Raw genomic sequence first — 22,123 nt, 5'->3', positions numbered from 1 at the left:
AGGGAGTGCGCGTGGGACAGTCGGACATGCACGAGGAGATCATGCGGGCCGAGGGGTACCTCCTGCAGGGCGAGGCGGGTGCCGCACGGGCCCTTCTCGCACGGCTGGCAGAGGATGTCGAGGAGTACGTCGACCGCAACTGTCCCACCACCGATGAGGTGCAGTGGTTCAGCTTTCCCACCATCTTTGACCGCCTGGCCTATCGTCGCGTGGAGGACGATCCCCGTGAGCTGCGGGACGTGGGGGAGCCCATCTCGCGACTGTATGGCGACCTCGCCCTCGCCTGTACGCACGAGGGCGACTACGACACCGCCATCGAGGCGCTCAAGCAGGCCATTCGGTGGAACCCCATGGCGTGTGAGCACCGTCTGAACCTGGCGGAGCTCTACCGTCGCGCAGGGGACATGCAGGAGTACCTGGCCCTCACGTTCACGGTGTTCGAGCGTGCGAGCAGGCCGGAACACCTGGTGCGTGCCTTCCTCACCTTTGCCGAGTACTTCACAGCCTGCGAGAAGCCCAAGGTTGCCGCGTCCGCCCTGCGCATGGCACGGCGGCTGGATGCTGAGGACTCCCGCCTAGGGGCCGCCCTCGACCAGGCCGCTGGTACCGATCACGATCCGGACCTGGTGAGCGACGAGGAGGCGCGTGACCTTCTGGGGGCAGAGGGCCTGCCCGATGGCGCCAATGCGGAGATCGCCATCTGCCTGTTGATGTGCGCGACCGACGCTGCCCAGGCGGGCGACCGCAACCTTGCCACCACGCTCACCATGCGTGCGCGCGACCTCGTGGGCGAGGAGGCGGCCCTCGCCCTCATGCAGCTCATCCGCAGCGAGGACGAGGATATGGAGGGGGATCCGGATGGCGCGGCAGGGTAGGCAGGGCGGACGCCAGAAGAGGACCATCTCGAAGAACCGGGTGGCGCGGCACGACTATGAGATCGGCGAGACCTGGGAGGCTGGCATCGAGCTGACCGGAACCGAGGTCAAGAGCATCCGAGAGCGCCCCTGTCAGATCAGCGACTCGTTCTGCATCATCCGCCAGGGACAGGTCTATCTGGTGGGCATGCACATCCATCCCTACTCCAACGGTGGCGTGTGGAACGTCGATCCCGACCGACGCCGCAGGCTGCTCATGCACCGGCGCCAGATCGCCCTCATAGACCAGAGGCTGCGTACCAAGGGCAACGCCCTCGTGCCGCTCGAGCTGTACTTTGACGAGCACAACCGCGTGAAGCTGTGCGTGGGCCTCGGCAAGGGCAAGAAGCTCTACGATAAGCGGCGTGACATGGCCAAGCGGGATTCCGACCGCGAGATTCAGCGTGCGCTGAAGGAGCGCAGTCGCTCGTTTTGAGAAGGATTCTCCGGACGGTCTGCAATAAAGTGTAGTTGGCAGGGTATCATTTGGTCAGACCTCACAGGGGGTGAGGCGCTGCGTCGGGCCACAGGTCCGCATGAATCCAGAGAGAGGAAGTACCATGGCTGATAAGAAGACGTACAAGTTCCGGTGCACCGTTTGCGGCTATGAGGTCGAGGTGGATACGCCCGAGCTTCCCGAGGACTTCGTATGTCCCGTGTGCGGCGTGGGTCCCGACCAGTTCGAACTCGTGGAGGACTAGTCACCTCCCATTTTGCAGCATGGCACAGGCAGGGGCCCTGGCATTCGCCGTGGCCCCTGCCTGTTTTGGCGTGTCTTGTTAAGGAGTCCTGAGCAAAGGGGCCGTGGTGGTGGCCCTGGATCAGGGTGAAGCCAGGGGGAGTGCCGCATTGAGCGCACGGGCGTTGGGCATGTCGGCTGCGGCGATGTCATCAGCGACGAGGACGCGGTCGGCCGACAGGGCGCAGGGGTGATAGCGGAGACGGTCCCACCGTGGATCAGGCGATCATCCATGCGGGCCAAAAACGATGCTCGTTGTCGGCCAGGGAGGTGCCGCGATACTGAGGCCTCGCCCCCTCGGGGAGCCGTGGGGGAAGGGCAGCACATGGCCACCACGAGGGGTACACAGGCGGCCTCCTCTTAAGTGATCATCGTCAGAGCCTCGCGAATGCCTCCCGTATGCAGCAGTGCACTTGAGTGATATGCTGGGCGTCTCATATCTGCCAACGATCAGGAGCCCAAGTGAACTTCTACACCATTGACTACATTACCTCCCATCAGTCGATGGATTCCATCATTCGCGTGGTGCTGATTCTTGCGTTGTTGTCGTGTGGCCTTGTCTTCAGCTTCCTATACATGCGCAACAGGATGAGGACACGCTGGCGAGACGTGGGCATAGGGGCCCTCGTTCTCTCGTTGGTCCTGATAGGGGTCCAGACAGAGCAATACCTGCAGATAAGCAACCAGATGTCTCAGTCACAACTCCTCGTGAGCTTTATCAAGGGTGTCGCCATAGATCAGGGGGTCGCACCGAGCGAGGTGCTGGTCAACTCGACCTCTCTGAGGGATGGCATCATCGTGCGCTTCAACGAGGAGGACTACCTCGTCCACCTGAACGTGGACAACAACTCATACACTCTGGAACGAACGCATATCATTGACCATAACGTCTATGTGAATGGTGGGCGCTGAGATGAGCTTCTACGTGCTGACGGCCGTCAAGTTTGCACTCGGCATGCTCGTGATGATCCTTCAGATCAACATCCTCGGAAAGTACGAGTTCTCTCTCAACACCCCACTCAACCAGATTCAGAATTACGTGCTCGGAGGCATCATCGGTGGGGTCATCTACAACCAGTCCATCACCGTTCTTCAGTTCTTGATCATTCTGCTCACCTGGTCATTGGTGGTCATAGTGGTGAAAGTCCTTGCGGAAAGCAGCAAGGTCTTCAGGAAGGTCATCGCCAGCCGGCCAGAGCTCATCGTCTCCGCAGGCCAGCTTGACGTCTCGCGCTGCGCGAAGGTAGGCCTTACGGCCGAGCAGCTCAGTCGACGTCTGCGCGAGGAAGATATCGCTGGCATCCGCGATGTGGAGGCTGCCATAATGGAGACCAATGGCAAGCTGACCGTCAGGACGCACGACACCCAGAGCCGGGGGTCTCTCCTCCCACTCATCACCGACGGCCGTCTGGTGGAAGACGGACTGAGGCTTGCAGGCAGGGACGGCACCTGGATTGATCGGCAACTGAAAGAGCAAGGGTATTCTTCGGCGAAGCAGGTCTTCCTCGGGGAGTTCGTGGATGGGGAGCTTGAGGTCGTGCCGTTCCCCCATAACCCGCCACGAGCGGCTTCCAAGAGGGCCCCCCGTTAGACTACCGTCAGCGTCGTCGAAAAGTGGGCCCGCGTTCTTTCTGCCTCCTGACAGGAGAGGCGAGGGCGTAGAATGCGGTCATGCTGACAGAAGCCATCACAACGCCCGGATGCACCCCTGTCACATGCCCTTTCCCTGGTGCCAGATTCCTGGCATGTCCTCCTTGAGACTTGCGCCCTTGCGACCTCCTCACCGGATGGCGCGCCACGGTCTTGAGCCTATTGGCAGATGTCTTGCAAGGATCTCCCAGACAGATCTCATTAGTGACGCGCGCGTTCATGCCGATCACCTTGGGGTTGATGTCGACGGCCCCGACGACCTGCGCCCCGTGCTGGCTCCTCCCATCAGGTGCCTAGGCGAGAGACATGCCCGCCCTTGTCCTTGGGTGCTCACCGATTGAGGTAGGTGTGGCCCAGCAGTCGGCACTGGGGATCTTTGCCCGGGGAGGGGCGGCGGTCGGCCACGTAGCCAATCGCGGGGACGCCATGAGACGCTGCCCTCCAGACCATGCCCCCTCGTACGCACGTTATCACTTATGCCTACAATGGCAGAGTCTTTGTTCCCGAGACAACAGGAGTTCCCTATGAACCGCGCCACACAGGCATCGGAGTCGGTAGAGCTCGCCCTCTTCCTGTCACTGTCTGGCGGTGTGATGGATGCGTACTCCTATCTGGTGCGTGGCAAGGTCTTCGCCAACGCGCAGACCGGCAACATGCTGCTTTTGGGCGTCAACCTCTCGCAGGGCGACTGGGGACGGTGCATCCATTACCTGTTTCCCGTGCTGTTCTTTGCGTTGGGCATCGTGCTGGCGCACAACACCAAGCTCATCTTTCGGCCGCGCCACCTGCACTGGCGTCAGGTCGCTCTAGCCGTGGAGATTGCGCTGCTCTGCATTGTGGCCGCCCTGCCCGAGAGCCTCAACCTGTTGGCTAACAGCCTGACCTCGCTGGCTTGTGGCATGCAGGTGCAGTCGTTCCGCAAGCTCCACGGCAACGCCTTTGCCACCACCATGTGCATCGGCAACCTACGGAGCGGCATGCAGTCCATGGTGACCTATGCGCACACGCGCGAGCGACGCCATCTGGAGACAGGCCTGCTCTACTACTTTGTGATCGTGAGCTTCGTGCTGGGCGCCGTGCTGGGCAACTGGCTCATTGCGCCTTTGGGCCCACGGATGATTCTCGTGAGCCCGGTGCTGCTTGCGGTGGCCTTTGGCATCATGTTCGTCGACCGAGAGAAGCGTGGGCGAGAGGACAGGAAGATTGCAGCGCGACGTATCAAGGCGCGGCGATAGGGTAGAATCCCCTTGCCGGTGGCATGGCTGGCGTGTTGTTTGACAGTCGCATGGTGATAGAGCCCCACATGCCTCAGGGGGGTGACTGGTTTCGACAGGGTAGGTCTGAGGCGGGCAGCAAGCCGTGGTCTCCTCGCCACGTTAAACAGGGGTACCGTCAAACTGAATTGACGACACTGATTCTTATGAGCCTCAGCTGGCTCTTGCCGCTTAACTTACTGTAGCGGCCGTCTAACCGGGGGTCTCTCCCGCTTCCGGGGTGACGTCATCCGAGGGGGATGCGCGCACGGACGTGGCTGGTATGCCGCGCGTCAAGACTGAACCAGCTGGGACGCTGACTGTGGGTCACGGGACACGATGCGTTCGAGATGGGACACGTGACTGAGCTTGGAGACACCTGCCAGGGATCTGCTTTGGACCGGAGTTCGATTCTCCGCACCTCCACCAAAAGCGTAGGCGTCGGACTCTTCCTCACGGGAGACGAGTCCGCGCTTGTCTAGGGGTCCGCAGCAGCTGGTGGCTGCGAGAGACACCCCCATATGCCAGCGGAACGACCGTAAGGCCCCGTCCGAGGACATCCTCGGGCGGGGCCTTTTACCCACAGCCGCAGGTACCCACATCGCATGCCGTGCCGGCTACAATGAGATTTGGGGGTAGGTCCTCTGGTAATCGTCCATGGCCGCGTTCTTGTCGGTGCCGGGCATGTTGGCCTCATCGATGGGCCGTGTGATCTCGTCCCTGTGGTCGCTGGGATTGGCATAGCCGAGGTCGATGCCCCAGGCCTTGTCAATGCAGCTCACACGTTCTAGGTGGTCGCGGTAGCAGCGCAGGATGAGGTCGTATTGCTCCTTGTAGGCAGTGCCATCGGGTTGGTCGAGGTTGGTGACCTCCCTGACCTTGCTCTGGATCTCGTCCTTGAGGTCGCGGCAGGCCTTTGCGTCATTGCGGCGCGTGCTCATGCTTGCCGAGAGGTAGTCGCTGTTGAAGGTGCTGGCAACGCTCTTGATGCGGGAGTCGTAGTTGGGCAGGTCGTTGTAGTAGCCCACCAGGGCGTCGTGGAACTTCTGCTCCCGTTCGGCGCTCCTCCCGTCATCGCCCTTGGTGGTCTGGTTCGATGTGTCGTTGCCCGAGGAAGCGTCGCTGGTCTGCCGCTCGCTCTGCGCCTGTTGGGCGGCACGCTGCCGTGGTGCCGCGACAAGCAGGTACACAAGGCAGCCCACGATGACGAGCGCCGCGGTGATGATGACGGAAAAGGCGATGGTGCTGGAGTGCCGGGGCTCTTGGCCACCGGTGGGCGTGCGTGGATCGGCACTCGAGCCGATGGTGGGCCGTGCGGGGATCGGCGAGGCCGCCGCCGTGCTGTCGAACGCGGCATGCGGAACGCCCTCGGGGGCGTCTATCGCCACCGGGATGCGCTGTGTGACGTCCGGCGCACCTTCCTGCGGGGGGAACACGACGGTGTCCTCGGAGGGGTCGGTGTGCTCGCCCCCGGCCCCATTGGCATCGTCCGCCCCGACGGGAGGCACCTCCTGCGGCCCCGTGTCTTGGGCAGGGGGCATGGCCTGCGCCTCATCGGCATCCGTGGGCGTACCTTCGATCTCGCCCTTGGGCTCTCCACTCATGTCGGCGACGGACATGCCACAGCTGATGCAGAACTTTGCCCCGGGTTCGATGGGCTCTCCGCAGTTTGGGCAGAACCTTGCAGCAGTCATGTGCACACCTTCGGATGGGATCGGCTGATCTCGCGTGGGACCATACGGTACCGTATGAGTGGCCATGATTCTATCGTATCGGAGTGATGGGTGGCTAAGGACAGGCGGCCGGGGCGGAGACAGGGGCGTCGGCACTGGGTCCTCGTCCTGGCAGCGGGCGTAGGCGTGGCCTTGGCCGTCGCTGGGCCAACGATCGTGGGGCACAGGGCCTCTGATGGCTCCAGGTGTCTGCCAGGGCAGCACGCTCAGGAGGTGACTGCCGCCCTAGGTCTACGGGGCACACCCCTACGTGCTTGTGGCAATGACGGAGGGGCTTGACGAGATGAGGCGAACGCGCCCATCGCCACGGTGTCACGGATCGTCTGGGACCAGCGTGGATGGGGCGCGCCTCGCCGTCGGCACCTCATGCCCCGGCGAGGCCCACGGGGCTACATCTCCGAGTTGCCGTAGGAACTCTCGGAGACGGGGTGGTCGGTGTACACGTTGTAGATGCAGAGGGCGAGCGCCCCGGCGATGGAGATCTGCTTGATCTTTGATCCGGGCGTGTTGGCGACCTCGCAGGGGATGGCATCGGTGACCACACACTCCACGATGGGAGAGCTCTCCAGGCGCTGGATGGCTTCGCCCGAGAAGATGCCATGCGTGGCCGAGACATAGATGTTACCGGCGCCCATCTCCTTGAGCTTGGTGATGGAGCCCACGAGTGTGCCGGCGGTGTCGATCATGTCGTCGTTGATGATGCAGGTCTTGCCCACGATGTCGCCGATGATGCCCATGACCTCGGCGGCATTGTGCTTGGGACGGCTCTTGTGCGCGATGGCGACCTCGCAGCCCAGATAGTCGCTGAGCTTCTTGGCCACCTTGGCGCGCCCCATGTCGGGCGAGACCACCACGGTGTTGCCCCAGTCGAAGGGCTTCTGCTTGAAGTAGTCGCCAAACTGGTAGAGGGCCGTGAGGTGCGTGACGGGGATGTCGAAGAAGCCCTGGATCTGGCCGGAGTGGAGGTCGAGCGTGATCACACGGTCGACACCGGCGGCCTCGAGGAGGTTGGCCACGAGACGCGCGGTGATGGGCTCGCGGGAGGATGCCTTGCGATCCTGGCGTGCGTACCCGTAGTGGGGGATGACGGCGGTGAAGCGCTCGGCGGAGGCACGATTGGCGGCGTCGGCCACGATGAGGGTCTCCATGAGGGCGTCGTTGATGTTCTGGCCCACGATGGACTGGATGAAGAACACCTCGTCACCGCGGACGGACTCCAGGAAGCGGGCATAGATCTCGCCGTTGGCGAACTTCTCGAGCTTGAGGCCCTGCAGCTCGAGGTGGAGGATGTCGGCGATGCGCTGTGCGAGGGCGGGGTTGCTGGTGCCGGTGTAGAGCTTGATTTCCTTCTGGTAGGTACGGGGCTTGCTCAGGTTCTCGAACATATGGCCTAATCCTCTTCCTCTAGCCTCTGCCAGTACGCGTCGGCCCATCCCTCTTGGACGAACTGCCGGGAACGTTCCAGCGCGAGGGCTCCCGCCGGGACGTCTCTGGTGATGCACGAGCTTGCGCCAATGAGCGCGTTGTCGCCAATGGTGACGGGAGCCACGAGCATGGTGTCGGAGCCCACGAACACGTGGTCGCCGATCTCCGTGTGGCTCTTGTGCTTGCCATCGTAGTTGCAGGTTATCGACCCACCACCGATGTTGACGCCGCGACCCATGCGGGCGTCGCCGATGTAGGAGAGGTGCGGCACCTTGGAGCCCTCGCCGACCTCGGATCCCTTGATCTCCACGTGGGTGCCGGCCTTGGAGCCGTCGTGGAAGTGCGTGCCACCACGCAGGTAGGCGCGCGGCCCGCAGCTGACATCGTCGTCGATGGCGGAGTCCACGATGATGCTCTCGTCGACCAGACAGCGCTCGCCCACGCGGGCGCTCACGAGGCGGCTGTTGGGGCCGATGGTGCATGCCTCGCCCACCGTCGTCCTCCCCCAGATGATGGTCTGGGGGAGCAGGACGCAGTCACGGCCGATCGTGGCGTCTGGCCCCACCCACACCTGGTCGGGGTCGAGCATCGCGACGCCTGCGTGCATGAGGCCCTCGTTGATGCGCCGTTGCATGACCTTGGTGACCTGGGCGAGCTGGACGCGGTCGTTCACGCCCAAGAGCTCTGCATAGTCCTCGCAGTGGACGGCCGAGACGGGCTCGCCCATGCTCACGTAGATGCCGACCATGTCCGTGAGGTAGTACTCGCCCTGGACGTTGTCGTTGCCGATCCGGTCTATGTTGTCGGTGAGCCTCCCGCCGCAGAAGCAGTAGGCGCCGGCGTTGCACTCCCTGAGCCCCTCGCGCTGCGCAGGCGTGCAGTCCTTGTGCTCGATGATGGCCTTGACCTGGCCTTCCTCGATAACGACGCGACCGTAGCCCGTGGTGTCGGGCGGCGTCATCGTAAGGACGGCACAGGCGCTGTGGCTGGCGCGCGTGGCGTCGACCAGGGCGGAGATGGTCTTTGGGCGCACGAGCGGCAGGTCGCCGTTGAGCACGACCACGGGACCGGTGAAGCCCCCGAGGGCGTCTTTGACCACCCGGACGGCATGCCCCGTGCCCAGGCGCTCCGTCTGTTCCACGAACTCGATGTCCGCGTCATCCCCGAAGTAGGAGCGCACCTCCGCGGCACCGCTGCCTACCACCAGGACGATGCGGGTTGCCCCTGCCTCGCGTGCAGAGCGAATCGCCCACCAGACCAGTGGGCGATCAAGAACCTTATGCATGACTTTGGGGTGGTGGGACTTCATGCGCGTTCCCTCGCCAGCGGCGAGGACGATCGCGGTGAGTGACATGGTGCCTCCAAGCATCGCCGGCGTCTCGGATGTATCCCTGATGGGCCACCCAGATACTATGCATGATAGCGCTCCGTGACCCCCGCGGGGTTCCGAATGCATGGTACCTACGTCCTGTCCGTGCCACCGTCCCAGTGGGGCACGAGCGAAGGGCGCGGGTGTGACAAACCTTTCCGACTTGTATAAACAAGTTGGAAAGTGTGCTATCCTTCAGAGGGGACAGGACCCGCGGCAGAGGGCGGTGGGCCCTCGTCCGACAACCGATGAGGAGGATGCTGTGCGTGCGAGTGGAGTGTTGATGCCCGTGTCGGCCTTGCCCGGTGCCCATGGGATCGGTTCCTTCGGACCTTCTGCGTATGAGTTCGTCGACTTCTTGGGGCGCTGCTCGCAGAGGTACTGGCAGATCCTTCCGCTTACCACCACAGGCTATGGGGACTCCCCCTACCAGTCGTTCAGCGCCTATGCGGGCAATCCCTACTTCATCGACCTCGACGAGCTGGTGGACCTTGGCTACCTCGCGCGCAGGGACGTCGATGGCATCGACTGCGGCGATGATCCTGGGCGCATCGACTATGCGCGGCTCTTCTCGGTGCGCCGGGACGTGCTCGAGCATGCCGTGAGGGGGTTTGTCGAGAACCCCCCGTCTGACTACGCGTCCTTTGTCTCGCGGCATGACTCGTGGCTGCCCGCATACTGCGAGTTCATGACCGTCAAGGAGGAGTTCGGTCTCGCCCCGTGCTACGAGTGGCCCAAGGAGTACCGTCTGCGGGGCGCGGCGTCTGCCCAGCTTGCCGGGCAGCGGCCCGAGCGCTATCACTATCATGAGATGACCCAGTACCTCTTCTTCAGGCAGTGGGACAGGCTCAAGAGGTACGCCAACGAGCATGGCGTCCTCATCATTGGTGACCTGCCCATCTACGTCGCACGCGATTCCGTCGAGATGTGGTCCGAACCACAGCTCTTCAGCCTTGACGCCGCGGGTGACCCCCTCAGCGTGGCGGGAACCCCGCCCGACACGTTCTCACCAACCGGACAGTACTGGGGCAACCCCATCTATGACTGGGAGGGCATGGCGCGCGATCACTACTCCTGGTGGGTCGAGCGCATGGGCGCGAGCCTGAGGATGTACGATGTCGTCCGCCTAGATCACTTTCGGGGCTTCGAGTCCTACTGGAGCGTGCCCTTCGGGTCTCCCACCGCCACCTCGGGCTCCTGGGAAAAGGGTCCCGGCATCGCCCTCTTCGACGAGCTCAAGGGGCGCCTGGGCGACCTGCCCATCATTGCGGAGGACCTGGGCTTCCTCACGCCCGAGGTCATTGCGCTGCGCGATGCGACGGGCTTTCCAGGCATGAAGATCCTCCAATTTGCCTTTGACGGTCATAACGACTCGTACTACCTGCCCCACCACTACGCACCCAACACGGTGGCCTATGTGGGCACGCATGACAACCAGACCGCCCGTGGCTGGTATGAGGGTACGGCAACCGCCCGCCAACGCGAGCAGGCTGACCGTTACACGCACCGCATGCCCGGCGAGTCCGTGGGCGCGGCCATGGACCGTGCGATCGCTGCCTCTGTGAGCGACACGTGCATCTATACCATGCAGGACCTGCTTGACCTTGGTGACGAGGCACGCACGAACATCCCGTCGGTCCTAGGGGGCAACTGGGAATGGCGCATGCGGGAGGGGGCCATCACGCGCGAGATCGAGGAGGGTCTCGTACGCATGACCCAGACGTACTTCAGGGTCCCCGGCGCGCCCGCTCCCGTGCTGCCGCAGTAGACGGACTGTCCGCCCATGCTCGCACAGGCACCCATACGAGAGGAAAGAGAGAGAACATGACACGCCTCAACGATCTCGCCCTGTCCGCCTACGGTAGGCCACTCGCCGATCTGAGCAACCAACAGGCCTGCAGCATGCTCCAGGACCTCGTCAAGGAGCGCTCCGCCGCGCTTGCCCCCACCGCGGGCAAGAGGCGCCTGTACTACATCTCCGCCGAGTTCCTGCTTGGCAAGCTGCTGACGAACAACCTCATCAACCTCGGGCTGTACGAGGACGTCAAGGCCCAGCTCGAGGATGCGGGACTCAGCCTGAGCGAGGTGGAGGAGTGTGAGGTCGAGCCCTCCTTGGGCAACGGTGGCCTGGGCAGGCTTGCGGCATGCTTCCTCGACTCGATTGCAACCCTTGGTCTGCCCGGAGACGGCATAGGCCTCAACTATCACTTCGGGCTGTTCCGCCAGAAGTTCGTGCAGAACCAACAGCTAGCGCTTCCCGACGCATGGTTGGGCGAGGAGGACGTCCTCGTCGGCGGCAGGGAGGCCTTCCAGGTCCCGTTCGCTGACTTCACCGTCACGTCCAAGCTCTACACCATCGATGTCCTGGGCTATGGGCGAAAGACCAAGAACCGCCTGCGCCTCTTTGACCTGGTCGGCGTGGACGATACGCTTGTGCCCCACGACTCCATCGAGTTCGACAAGCGGGAGGTGAGGCGCAACCTCACGCTGTTCCTCTATCCCGACGACTCTGACGAGGACGGGCGCCTGCTGCGCGTCTATCAGCAGTACTTCATGGTGAGCAACGCCGCCCAGCTCATCCTGGCTGAGGCCGTCGAGCGGGGCAGCAACCTGCACGATCTGGCGGACTATGCCGTCGTGCAGATCAACGACACGCATCCCACCATGGTCATCCCCGAGCTCATCAGGCTCCTCGAGGAGGAGCACGACATGGCGTTCGACGAGGCCGTGAACATCGTGTCGAGGATGGTCGCCTACACCAACCACACCATCCTGGCCGAGGCGCTCGAGAAGTGGCCCCTTGCCTTCATCGAACGCGTCTCGCCACAGATTGCCGCAATCATCCGCAAGCTTGATGCGCGCATCGCCAAGAACTACGACGACCCTGCGGTCCAGATCATCCAGGATGGCGTCGTCCACATGGCACACCTTGCCATCCACTACGGCATCAGCGTCAACGGCGTCGCTGCCCTGCACACCAAGATTCTCGAGGAGTCCGAGCTCTCCAGCTTCTATAGGATCTACCCCGAGAAGTTCAACAACAAGACCAACGGCATCACCTTCCGCCGCTGGGTCATGGGGTGCAACCCTCCCCTTGCGCATCTTCTCGATACGACGCTGGGCAGCGAATGGCGCACGACCGGTGACCTGACGGGACTCCTCGACCACGCCGATGACCAGGACGTGCTGTCGGCCTTGGCTGACGTCAAGGCCGATGCCAAGGGCCGTATGCGCGCGTTCATGCTGGAGAACCAGGGGGCGCACATACCCGAGGATGCCATCATTGACGTGCAGGTCAAGCGCATCCACGAATATAAGCGCCAGCAGATGCTCGCACTCTACATCATATGGAAGTACCTCGACATCAAGAATGGCAACGTGCCCCCACGTCCCATTACCATCGTGTTTGGTGGCAAGGCGGCCCCTGCGTACACCATTGCGCAGGACATCATCCATCTGATCCTGACGCTCTCGACGTGGATTGCCAACGATCCCGACGTCGCCCCCCATCTGCAGGTCCTCATGGTCGAGAACTACAACGTCACTGCGGCCGAGCACCTCATCCCGGCCGCGGACATCTCGGAGCAGATCTCGCTGGCATCCAAGGAGGCCAGCGGCACCTCCAACATGAAGTTCATGCTCAATGGTGCCGTCACGCTGTGCACCCTCGATGGGGCGAACGTCGAGATCGCCGACCTCGTGGGCGAGGGGAACATCTACACCTTTGGTGCCTCGAGCGAGGAGGTCGAGCGCCTCTATGCCGAGGGCTCCTACGATGCCAGGTCCTACTATCGTCGCCCAGGCATCAAGCTCCTCGTTGACTTCATGACCAACCCCCACTTCATAGCGATGGGATCTGCCGAGCGTCTGCGGCGCCTGCATGATGACGTGGCAGGCAAGGACTGGTTCATGGCCCTCCTTGACCTCGAGGAGTACATCCAGGTCAAGGAGGCCGTCTACCGCGACTTCGAGGACCGCGGGGCCTGGGCGAGGAAGGAGCTTGTCAACATTGCCCATGCCGGCACGTTCTCGTCGGACCGCACCATCGCCCAGTACAATGGCGACATCTGGCATCTGGGCTAGATCGCCCCGCTGCGTGTGCCCTATCTCGTCGAGATAGAGTGGAACTCGTAGTCGTGGGTGTGGCGTGAGATGGAGTACTCGAACGGTCTACCGTCATCGAGGTAGCCTACCTGCTCGACCTCGAGGAGTGGCTCGCCTTCGGGGATGCCCAGCCACCTGCGTTCCTCGGCCGAGGGCATCACGGCGCGGATGGTGCGGTGCGCGCTGGCAATCTTGAGGCCAAGGTCCTGCTCGATGAACGTGTAGATGGAGGCCTGCACGTTCCTGAGCCTGAGGTCTGTGATCACGTCGATGGGCATATAGGTGTACTCGATGACGAGTGGCTTGTCGTTTGCGCACCTCATGCGGCATACGTGGTAGGTGAATGAGTCGTCGTCCACGTCAAGCGCCTCCGCCACGTGGTGCGGTGGGCGCACTACGGAGAAGTCGTAAACCTCGGTTCTCACGGACTCGCCGCGTGCCCGGTGCTCGGTGAGGAAGCCCATCATCTGGCCGGATGTGTCGCTTGTGTCGGGGGTGCCGCTGGAGGCCTCTATCTTCTTCACGAATGAGCCGGATCCCCGCCGGCGCGATATGAGCCCTTGGGCCTCGAGTGCGCCCAAGGCCTTGTTGATGGTGATCTTGCTCACCCCGTACCGCTCGCACAGCCTGCTTACCGAGGGGAGCTGGGAATAGGCCGGGTACGTCCCATTCCTTATGGCCAGGTGCAGGTCGTCGATGACAGTCTGATACTTGAGCACGCTCTTGCCCCTCTCGATAGCAGCTGCGCCAACTGTAGACCGGGTACCCGTTCCGGGTGTCCTGGAGAGCCGCACATCGCTAAATACCTACCGTTTAAGGTAAGCCTATATATCTAACATATAGGACAGGTATGAAGATATATTCTGACATGTGAGATTAATTACAGTACATGTAAGAAATGGGATCGATGTTCGGTCAGAGCCGGAAGGGAGGGGGCGAACAGTGGAACGGCAGGCCTACAAGTTACCTGACGACTTCTTCTTTGGCGCTGCAATGTCCGGCCCGCAGACTGAGGGGCACTGGCGCGACGGCGGCAAGCTCGAGAACCTATGGGACACCTGGTCCGACCTCAGGATTGAGGACTTCCACAACCGTGTGGGATCCTACGCGGGGAATGACTTCACGAACCGCCGCCACGAGGATCTGGTGCTCCTCAAGTCCCTGGGGCTCACCTCGGTCCGTACGTCCATCCAGTGGAGTCGCCTGCTCGACGCGGACGGCAACATCAACCCCGAGGGCGAGAAGTACTACCATGAGCTCTTCGCGGACGCCCGCGCGGTGGGCATCGAGATGTTCGTGAACCTCTACCATTTCGACATGCCCACGTACCTGTTCAGGCGCGGAGGATGGGAGAACCGCGAGGTGACCGAGGCCTACGCGCGCTACGCGGGCAAGGCGTTCCGTGCCTTTGGCAGGGAGATCCGCTACTGGTTTACACTCAACGAGCCCATCGTCGAGCCCGACCAGCGCTACACCAACGGTGCGTGGTACCCGTTCATCAGGAACTACGCCCGCGCCCGTGCGGTCCAGTACAACATCTCGCTGGCACATGCACTTGCCGTCCGCGAGTACCGCGCGGCCAAGGCCGAAGGCTGCCTTCTCGATGGCTCGCGGATCGGGCTCATCAGCTGCTTCACGCCGCCTTACACGCGCGAGAACCCCAGCAAGGCGGACCTCGAGGCCGTTCGCATGACGGACGGCGTGTGCAATCGCTGGTGGCTCGACCTCGTGACCAAGGGCGAGCTGCCCGAGGACGTCATCCGGACGCTTTCCTCCCGCAGCGTCGAGCTGCCTGCTCGCCCGGAGGACAAACTCATCCTCGCCGATGGCAAGGTCGACTGGCTGGGATGCAACTACTACCATCCCGAACGCGTGCAGGCTCCCGCCCAGGGCACCTACGAGAATGGCGTTCCCAGGTTCGCGGATCCCTATGTCTGGCCAGAGGCCGAGATGAACAGGAGCCGTGGCTGGGAGATCTATCCCAAGGGCCTCTATGACTTTGCCATGAAGGCCCGCGACGAGTACCCAAGCCTCGAGTGGTTCGTCTCCGAGAACGGCATTGGCATCGAGCGCGAGGACCTCGAGAAGGACGAGAGCGGTGTCATCCAGGACGACTACCGCGTCGACTTCGTCCGCCGCCACCTGGGGTGGGCCGCCCGCGCGATCCAAGATGGGGCCAAGTGCCGCGGCTACCACTACTGGGCCGTGATAGACAACTGGTCATGGGCGAACGCCTTCAAGAACCGCTATGGCTTCGTCGAGGTGGACCTCGAGGACGGGTATAGGAGGCGGCTCAAGAAGTCTGCCGCCTGGCTTAGGAAGGTGGCGACGACCCACGTGGTCGGCTAGGCACTTCTCGGTAACGCAAAACGAGGAAAGGGGAGCGCAATGACAGAAGACGGCGTCCAAGGCGAGAGGAAATCGTTCCTCGACGGCTTCGCGGAGTTCTCTGCCAGGGTTGGCAACCAGGTCCATCTGAGGAGTCTGCGCGACGCGTTTGCGACCGTCATGCCCATCTACATCCTGGCCGGCATTGCGGTGCTCATCAACAACGTGGCGTTCCCGCTGTTCCTTGCGGGCGACGCGCTTGCAACTGCCCAGTACTGGGGCAACGCCATCACCCAGGGCACACTCGGCGTGGCAACCGTGGTGCTTGCGGGCATCATAGGGTACTGCCTCGCCAAGAACAAGCGTTTCGAGAATGCCATCGCCTGCGTGGTCATCGGCATCGCCGCCCTGTGCATCATGATGCCGCAGACCGTCAGCGGTGCCGCAGCATCCATCCAGGACTTCACCGAGCTCACCTACAAGAGCGTGACCGACGCCAAGGCCGATCCCTACACCGTGAGCCGCGAGGATGTCGAGAAGGGCCTTGCCATCCCCGAGGGCTACGAGGTCTCCTCCGTTGGCTCCAGCAGCGTGTCCAACGTGTTCACCAAGACCTACACTGGTACCAACGGCCTGTTTGGCGCCATTGTCATCGGCCTCATGGCCACTACCGTGCTCATCAAGTTCTCCCAGAACGAGAGGCTCCGCGTGAGCCTGGGCGAGGGGATCCCGCCCGCGGTCGCGGACTCCTTCAACACCATGATCCCCATGCTCATCACGCTTGCGATCTTTGGCCTTGCCGCAGCCCTGCTCCACGGCCTCTGGGCGACCGACCTCATGACGCTTGTCAACACCTGCGTCGCCGCCCCACTCAAGGGCTTCGTGAACGCGGGCCCCTGGTTCATCATCCTGGTCTACACCCTTGCCAACCTGCTTTTCTGCCTCGGCATCCACCAGTCCACGATCTCAGGCGTGCTTGCCGAGCCCATCCTCACCATCATCATCACCGAGAACATGGCTCTGTTCGCCGCCGGCGAGGCCATCCCCCCGGACCACTACATGAACATGCAGATCGTCAACACCTTCGCCCTCATCGGCGGCTCTGGCTGCACGCTCATGCTCCTTGCCGACACCTTTCTGTTCTCCAGGAGCAAGGCATCGAAGGACATCGCAAAGCTTGCCGTCCTGCCTGGCATCTTCAACATCAACGAGCCCGTCATCTACGGTTACCCCGTCGTGTACAACCTGCCCCTCATGATCCCGTTCGTGCTCGTCCCCGATCTGTTCATCGGCCTGACCTACCTGCTCACCACCCTGGGCGTCCTTGCCCCCTGCGTGGTCATGGTCCCCTGGACCACCCCGGTCTTCATCTCCGGCTTCCTTGCCGTGGGTGGTGGTGTCGCCGGCGTGGCCGCCGTCATCTGGCAGGTCATCGAGTTTGTGCTCGGCATGCTCATCTATCTGCCGTTCATGAGGGTCTCCGAGCGCGCCCAGGCCAGACAGGCCGAGCTCGCCAACGCCGAGGCCTAGCGAGGGGCTACGTCCTGCCATGACGCTCCCGGCCGGTGCGGGGTCGTACCATGGCTCGCGCCGGCCGCCGGAGCACCGAGCCTCACGCATTGCGCTTGAAGGTGAGGCGCACGGGGAGTGCCGAACACCGCCGCAGGGCATGGCGCTCCACCGAGAGTAACAGGGAAGTTGCCCCGTTGCGAGGGCGGCGGGGCCAAACAAGGAGGGAGACCAACCATGAGGACCATTCTGCTCGCTTGCAACGCCGGCATGTCCACCAGCCTGCTCGTCCAGAAGATGCAGAGGGAGGCCCAGGCACAGGGCCTGGACGTCCAGATCAAGGCCAACCCGCTGAACAAGGCGCTCGAGATGGTCGACCAGGCCGACTGCCTGCTTCTCGGTCCCCAGATCGCCTATGCGCAAAAGGAGGCCGTCAAGGCCGCCGGCGACACGCCCGTCTTCGTTATCGCGATGGCTGACTACGGACGAATGAACGCCAAGAAGATCCTCGATGACGCCATGAAGCTTATGGGCGAGTAGGGCCCGGCGCCAGGAGAGGACGCCAAGGCACGACAACCCCACGATGACCAACAGGCGCGGCAGTGCGCAGAAAGGGACAGAATGGCCACCGAAGAAAAGAGCCTCGAGACAACCCAGGAGGCGGCGTTCCAGATCATTGCCACCGTGGGTTCGGCAAAGTCCCAGTACATCGAGGCCATCCAGAAGGCCAAGGAGGGCGACATCGAGGGTGCCAAGGCGCTCGTCGAAAGCGGCACCAAGGACTTCGACGACGGCCATGCCGCGCACCTGTCGCTTCTCCAACAGTCTGCCATCGACAATGGGAACGTGACCTTCTCACTCATCCTTGTCCACGCGGAGGACCAGCTCATGCAGGCCGAGTCATTCCGCATCATCACCGAGGACCTCATCGACGTCTACGAGAGGATCGGTGCCGGGAGATAGCCCGGGCGCCCCTGCACTGACCCATGGGGCGTCATGCGCCCCATGGGTCGCGTAGCTGTCGGCCTCGGTGTGCCCCACCCTGACCCTGGTGCATGACCCTCGAATGGCACCGTTTGGGCTATCACTCCCACCATTCAAGGACCTCTCCCAGCTCCTCCCGCCCCAGTGGGGGCGTGCACATGGCTAGCGCTTCGATATCGCGCAGTAGCGGAACGTGTCGGGATGGTTCTCCACGCGTGAGAACTCGAACATGAGCCCATCGGAATTGAAGGTGTGACTCTCGATGACGGCGACGCAGTTGTAGGGATCAAGGCGCAGGTAGCGCCGATCCTCCTCGGATGCGAGCTCCACGGTGACCTGGCGCCTGCTGGTCAGGATTCTCATGCCCCGTATCTCCTCGAGGTAACGGTACGTCGAGCTCTCCGCGATCTCCCTGGTCAGTCCCTCGGCCACCTCCTCCAGGAGGTAGTCACGATCGACCTGGCAGGGGAAGCCATCAAGGCTGCGGGTGCGCACCATGTGGATAAGCCGCGTACCGACGGCAAACCCCGAGTAGCGGGCCAGTGTCTCGTCGCAGGTGACGTGCTCGAACGTTCGCACCACCGTCGTGGGCTCCATCCTGTTGTGGTGCGCATACTCAGCAAAGGACTGGAGCCCGTCGAGCGAGCCAATGACATCGCGGGGGGATGTGCGCCAGATGACGCGCACGCCCTTGCCATGCAGGGGCTGCACGAAGCCCTCGTCAGAGAGCATCCTCAGGGCACGCCTGATGGTGTTGCGGGAGCAGCCGTACACGCCCACGAGGTCGCTCTCCGAGGGTAGGAACGACTGATAGGCATACAGCCCGCTTTCGACCTTCGATCGCAGGTCATGATAGATGCCGTCGAATAGTGCCCTTGGCATGAGTCCTCCTACCCAGCCTGCCCAACGTGACGCAGCAAGCCGCGCGGGTGCCCTCGTCATCCATGTCCTTGCAAGGCATTGTGTCATGAGAGGGGCGTCCCATAGGCCCAAGCATCCGATGCCTTCCCTAATCTGCATCAAATCCAGACTCGGCCCCTTCCGCAAAAAAAGAGTCTCATCTTGTTTGAACAAGATGAGAACTATATGCTATACTTGTTTAAACAAGATTGGAGACTGAGGCCTCTTTTTGTGTTGCTTCGAATCTGCGGTCCAAGTGAAAGGGATAGCGCCATGATGCAGAAGATTCAGAAGTTTGGTGGTGCGATGTTCACGCCCGTGCTCCTCTTTGCGTTTGCGGGTGTGATCGTTGGCATCGGGACCCTATGTACCACCGAGGTGATCATGGGGCCCATCGCCGCGGAAGGCACTGCCTGGCACAACGTCTGGAGTGTCATACTCGCGGGTGGGTGGACCGTCTTCAACCAGTTGCCACTCCTGTTTGCGGTGGCGTTGCCCATCGGCCTTGCCAAGAAGCAGAGTGGGCGCTGCTGCATGGAAGTACTCGTCTCCTACCTGACCTTCAACTACTTCATCAACGCGATCCTCACGGCATGGGGCCCGCAGCTTGGTGTCGATTTCACGGCCGAGGTTGGCAATGCCTCCGGCCTCGCCATGATCGGTGGCATCAAGACGCTCGACATGGGCATGGTGGGCGCCCTCATCATCTCCGGCGTCGTCATCGCCCTGCACAACAGGTTCTTTGACACCGAGCTTCCCGAGTGGCTCGGCGTGTTCTCCGGATCCACCTTCGTGTACATGGTTGCGTTCCTCGTCATGATTCCCTGCGCGGTTCTCTCCGTGCTCGTCTGGCCCAAGGTCCAGATGGGCATGCACGTCTTCCAGGGCCTCATCATCTCCGCCGGCACGGCGGGAGTGACCGTCTTCGTGTTCCTCGAGCGCCTGCTCATCCCCTTTGGCCTGCATCACCTGCTCTATGCCCCATTCTATTATGACAACGTCGTCGTGAACGGTGGCATCTATGCCGCCTGGGCCAAGGACCTCCCGCAGCTCGCGGCCTCCACTGATGCGCTCAAGACCCTGGCCCCTTGGGGCGCCATCACCGCGACGGGCTGGTCGAAGATCTTTGGCGTGCCCGGCATCGCCGGCGCCTTCTACGCTACCGCCAAGCCCAAGAACCGCAAGAAGCTCCTTGCCCTCCTGATCCCGATCACCATCACGGCCATCCTGTGTGGCGTGACCGAGCCCATCGAGTTCACCTTCCTGTTCATAGCGCCGCCCCTGTTCGTCGTGCATGCGTTCCTTGCGGCGCTGCTCTCCACCTGCATGAACCTTGTGGGCGTCGTGGGCGTCTTCTCCGGTGGGCTCATCGAGATGTCATCGTTTAACTTCATTCCGCTGGGTGCCTCGCACGGCATGACCTACCTGGCCATCATTCCCATCGGCCTGGCGTTTACGGCCATCTACTTCTTCGTCTTCCGCTTCCTCATCCTCAGGTTCGACTTCAAGACCCCGGGCCGCGAGGATGACGAGGAGATCAAGTTTGGTTCGAAGAAGGAGTTCCGCAAGGCGCACGGCATGGCGCAGTCCGTCGGGTCCGAGGATCCGGATGACGCGCCCGCGCTTGACACGAGCGACGAGAAGATGGTTCTCGCGGCGAACATCCTCGACCTCCTGGGTGGCGTGGACAACATCGTGGATGTCACCAACTGCGTGACTCGCCTGCGTGTCAACGTCAAGGACGAGACCAAGGTTGCCGATGACAAGGACTTCAAGTCCATCGGTACCATGGGCATCTCCAAGAACGGCAAGGCCATGCAGGTCATCATCGGGCTTACCGTCACCCAGGTGCGCGAGCGGTTCGACAGGTTGGTCGGCAACGAGTAGCTACGATAGGCTTGTGGTTCGCGTGGACCCGACGCCTGCCGTCGGGTGCGGTGGCAGGCATCCTGCCCCTGGTGGCAGGCGGTTCCATGACACCACGCAAGAAGGGAGGGGCAATGTCCCCATCGGAACAGGCAACGGTCTTCTTCGACATAGACGGTACGCTGGGATGGACCGATCCCGCCAGGCGGGATGCCCTGCCCGAGTGGGAACGGGGCCTCTCGCCCACGCCCAGCCCCCGCGTGGCGAATGCCATCCGTGCCCTGGTGGGTAAGGGACACCATGCCTTCCTCTGCACGGGCCGCTCCCCCGAGGGCATCCATCCCGACCTGGCCGCGTTGCCGTTCAGTGGCATGGTGTGCCTCGCGGGCGGATATGTGCGGATGGGAGGGGAGGTCCTGCGCGACGAGCCCTTCCCCATGGATCTGCTTGAGGCGGTTGACCGGCACCTGGCAGCGGGTGGGTACGGCGCCTTGATCGAGTCGGTGCTCGGTGCCGTCGAGGTGCGTGGCGGTGCCTTGGGCAAGCGCGAGGGGACTCCCCAGACTATGCCCGAGGCGCTCGGGCATATTCCGGACGGCCGCGCATACAAGCTCGTGGTGCGCACCACCGCCGCAGATGAGCTCATGAAGGACCCACTGTTGGGAGCCCGTCTCACGGCCAGCAGGCTCGAGATGGGCAACTCCGAGGTGGGGCTTGCCTGCAATACGAAGCGGGTGGGCATCGCGTGTGCCCTCGCGGCATTGGGCGAGCGTGCCGGCACCACCTACGGCTTCGGTGATTCCGAGAACGACCTGGCACTCTTTGGCGAGGTCGATGTTGCCGTCGCCATGGGCAATGCGATTCCCGAGGTGAAGCGCCGGGCCACCTATGTCACCGACTCCGTGTCCGCAGATGGGGTCGCCACGGGCCTCGAGCATTTCGGACTCATTTGATGACCCTCGCGTGAGGCGGGCCGAGCCTCCATGGCCAGCTGTCCGGTGGGTGCGGCCCTCCCTGTCTGTGGGTGCCCTTTGTTGCGTGTGGGTGCCTTTCTCCCGGACGAACTTTCGGCGATCTGCTGTTTTGTGAGCCCCCCACGGGAGAAAGGCACCCACACGAACCGATTGGCACCCACACGGGTGGAGCAGGAAACTCAGGGGCGACCGGCCTTGTGCCAGCCGCCCCTTCTCCTTCGTGGCTGGGGCACTAGGATTCGAACCTAGGTTCCAGGCACCAAAAACCCGTGTCCTGACCACTGGACGATGCCCCAAATATGCCCGAAGAGATTCTACCAGACGAACGTGCGGTGATGCGAGATGGCAACGACGGGTATGATGATAAGTTCCACA

19 protein-coding genes, 1 tRNA gene and 1 other RNA gene are annotated in these 22,123 nt (G+C 62.7%); 15 read left to right on the top strand and 6 right to left on the bottom strand.

Translation table 11 applies throughout. The annotated features are described in order from the left end of the window. Positions 1-11: 11 nt before the first annotated feature. The 7 genes from HMPREF1316_RS01105 (at position 12) to ssrA (ending at position 4,985) form a co-directional block, all read left to right on the top strand. Positions 12-875 (top strand): tetratricopeptide repeat protein, encoded by an 864-nt coding sequence (locus HMPREF1316_RS01105; protein WP_021725052.1) that lies wholly within the window; start codon positions 12-14, stop codon positions 873-875. After that, positions 859-1,350 (top strand): SsrA-binding protein SmpB, encoded by a 492-nt coding sequence (smpB, locus tag HMPREF1316_RS01100; protein ID WP_021725043.1) that lies wholly within the window; start codon positions 859-861, stop codon positions 1,348-1,350. The genes HMPREF1316_RS01105 and smpB overlap by 17 nt, the downstream gene beginning before the upstream one ends. Before the next feature lie 124 nt (positions 1,351-1,474). Next, positions 1,475-1,615 carry a rubredoxin-like domain-containing protein gene (locus HMPREF1316_RS01095; protein WP_021725059.1) on the top strand — a complete coding sequence of 47 codons (141 nt, stop codon included), beginning with the start codon at positions 1,475-1,477 and terminating at the stop codon, positions 1,613-1,615. Positions 1,616-2,115: 500 nt separating this feature from the next. Then, positions 2,116-2,565: a DUF3290 domain-containing protein gene (locus HMPREF1316_RS01090; RefSeq protein WP_021725055.1), complete on the top strand. Its 450-nt coding sequence runs from the start codon at positions 2,116-2,118 to the stop codon at positions 2,563-2,565. Position 2,566: 1 nt separating this feature from the next. Beyond that, positions 2,567-3,244, top strand: coding sequence for a DUF421 domain-containing protein (locus tag HMPREF1316_RS01085; RefSeq protein ID WP_021725054.1), 678 nt, complete (start codon positions 2,567-2,569; stop codon positions 3,242-3,244). Between the two features lie 583 nt (positions 3,245-3,827). Then, complete coding sequence (locus HMPREF1316_RS01080; protein WP_021725056.1) at positions 3,828-4,538, top strand: YoaK family protein; 711 nt, start codon at positions 3,828-3,830, stop codon at positions 4,536-4,538. Positions 4,539-4,615: 77 nt separating this feature from the next. Beyond that, positions 4,616-4,985: a transfer-messenger RNA gene (ssrA, locus tag HMPREF1316_RS13525) on the top strand. A 188-nt stretch (positions 4,986-5,173) separates the two neighbouring features. Here the strand turns inward: ssrA and HMPREF1316_RS01070 are convergent. From HMPREF1316_RS01070 to glmU, 3 genes are all read right to left on the bottom strand, one after another. Continuing rightward, entirely contained in the window at positions 5,174-6,250 is a 1,077-nt protein-coding gene (locus HMPREF1316_RS01070; RefSeq protein WP_021725045.1) for a zinc ribbon domain-containing protein, read from the bottom strand. A gap of 428 nt (positions 6,251-6,678) precedes the next feature. Further along, entirely contained in the window at positions 6,679-7,674 is a 996-nt protein-coding gene (locus HMPREF1316_RS01065) for a ribose-phosphate diphosphokinase (protein WP_021725050.1), read from the bottom strand. Positions 7,675-7,679: 5 nt separating this feature from the next. Continuing rightward, complete coding sequence (gene glmU / locus HMPREF1316_RS01060; RefSeq protein WP_040650758.1) at positions 7,680-9,068, bottom strand: bifunctional UDP-N-acetylglucosamine diphosphorylase/glucosamine-1-phosphate N-acetyltransferase GlmU; 1,389 nt, start codon at positions 9,066-9,068, stop codon at positions 7,680-7,682. A gap of 277 nt (positions 9,069-9,345) precedes the next feature. Here glmU and malQ point away from each other — a divergent pair, with 277 nt between their 5' ends. Both malQ and HMPREF1316_RS01050 read left to right on the top strand, forming a co-directional pair. Next, positions 9,346-10,851, top strand: coding sequence for a 4-alpha-glucanotransferase (gene malQ / locus HMPREF1316_RS01055; protein WP_232204384.1), 1,506 nt, complete (start codon positions 9,346-9,348; stop codon positions 10,849-10,851). A 56-nt stretch (positions 10,852-10,907) separates the two neighbouring features. Then, complete coding sequence (locus tag HMPREF1316_RS01050; RefSeq protein WP_021725057.1) at positions 10,908-13,166, top strand: glycogen/starch/alpha-glucan phosphorylase; 2,259 nt, start codon at positions 10,908-10,910, stop codon at positions 13,164-13,166. A 20-nt stretch (positions 13,167-13,186) separates the two neighbouring features. Here HMPREF1316_RS01050 and HMPREF1316_RS01045 read toward each other — a convergent pair whose 3' ends face one another. Continuing rightward, positions 13,187-13,906 carry a GntR family transcriptional regulator gene (locus HMPREF1316_RS01045; RefSeq protein ID WP_021725033.1) on the bottom strand — a complete coding sequence of 240 codons (720 nt, stop codon included), beginning with the start codon at positions 13,904-13,906 and terminating at the stop codon, positions 13,187-13,189. 223 nt (positions 13,907-14,129) lie between these two features. Between HMPREF1316_RS01045 and HMPREF1316_RS01040 the strand changes: the two genes are divergently transcribed. From HMPREF1316_RS01040 to HMPREF1316_RS01025, 4 genes are all read left to right on the top strand, one after another. After that, on the top strand, positions 14,130-15,536 hold the full coding sequence (locus tag HMPREF1316_RS01040; protein WP_021725041.1) for a glycoside hydrolase family 1 protein: 1,407 nt from the start codon (positions 14,130-14,132) through the stop codon (positions 15,534-15,536). Between the two features lie 39 nt (positions 15,537-15,575). Further along, positions 15,576-17,045 (top strand): PTS sugar transporter subunit IIC, encoded by a 1,470-nt coding sequence (locus tag HMPREF1316_RS01035; protein ID WP_021725039.1) that lies wholly within the window; start codon positions 15,576-15,578, stop codon positions 17,043-17,045. Between the two features lie 216 nt (positions 17,046-17,261). After that, positions 17,262-17,564: a PTS sugar transporter subunit IIB gene (locus HMPREF1316_RS01030; RefSeq protein ID WP_021725053.1), complete on the top strand. Its 303-nt coding sequence runs from the start codon at positions 17,262-17,264 to the stop codon at positions 17,562-17,564. A gap of 81 nt (positions 17,565-17,645) precedes the next feature. Then, positions 17,646-17,987 (top strand): PTS lactose/cellobiose transporter subunit IIA, encoded by a 342-nt coding sequence (locus tag HMPREF1316_RS01025; RefSeq protein ID WP_021725060.1) that lies wholly within the window; start codon positions 17,646-17,648, stop codon positions 17,985-17,987. Positions 17,988-18,170: 183 nt separating this feature from the next. Here the strand turns inward: HMPREF1316_RS01025 and HMPREF1316_RS01020 are convergent, their stop codons facing one another. Further along, a complete protein-coding gene (locus tag HMPREF1316_RS01020) occupies positions 18,171-18,890 on the bottom strand; it encodes a GntR family transcriptional regulator (RefSeq protein ID WP_021725048.1) in 720 nt (239 codons plus the stop codon). Between the two features lie 291 nt (positions 18,891-19,181). Between HMPREF1316_RS01020 and HMPREF1316_RS01015 the strand changes: the two genes are divergently transcribed. Together HMPREF1316_RS01015 and HMPREF1316_RS01010 are read left to right on the top strand one after the other, a co-directional pair. Continuing rightward, positions 19,182-20,795 (top strand): alpha-glucoside-specific PTS transporter subunit IIBC, encoded by a 1,614-nt coding sequence (locus HMPREF1316_RS01015; RefSeq protein WP_021725036.1) that lies wholly within the window; start codon positions 19,182-19,184, stop codon positions 20,793-20,795. A gap of 113 nt (positions 20,796-20,908) precedes the next feature. Beyond that, complete coding sequence (locus HMPREF1316_RS01010; protein WP_051332858.1) at positions 20,909-21,727, top strand: HAD hydrolase family protein; 819 nt, start codon at positions 20,909-20,911, stop codon at positions 21,725-21,727. 242 nt (positions 21,728-21,969) lie between these two features. Here the strand turns inward: HMPREF1316_RS01010 and HMPREF1316_RS01005 are convergent. Continuing rightward, positions 21,970-22,044 (bottom strand) — tRNA-Gln (locus HMPREF1316_RS01005). Between the last annotated feature and the right edge of the window lie 79 nt (positions 22,045-22,123).

Origin of the sequence: Olsenella profusa F0195, assembly GCF_000468755.1 — a bacterium.
GTDB lineage: Bacteria > Actinomycetota > Coriobacteriia > Coriobacteriales > Atopobiaceae > Olsenella_F > Olsenella_F profusa.
This window is presented reverse-complemented; position numbering and strand designations above follow the sequence as displayed.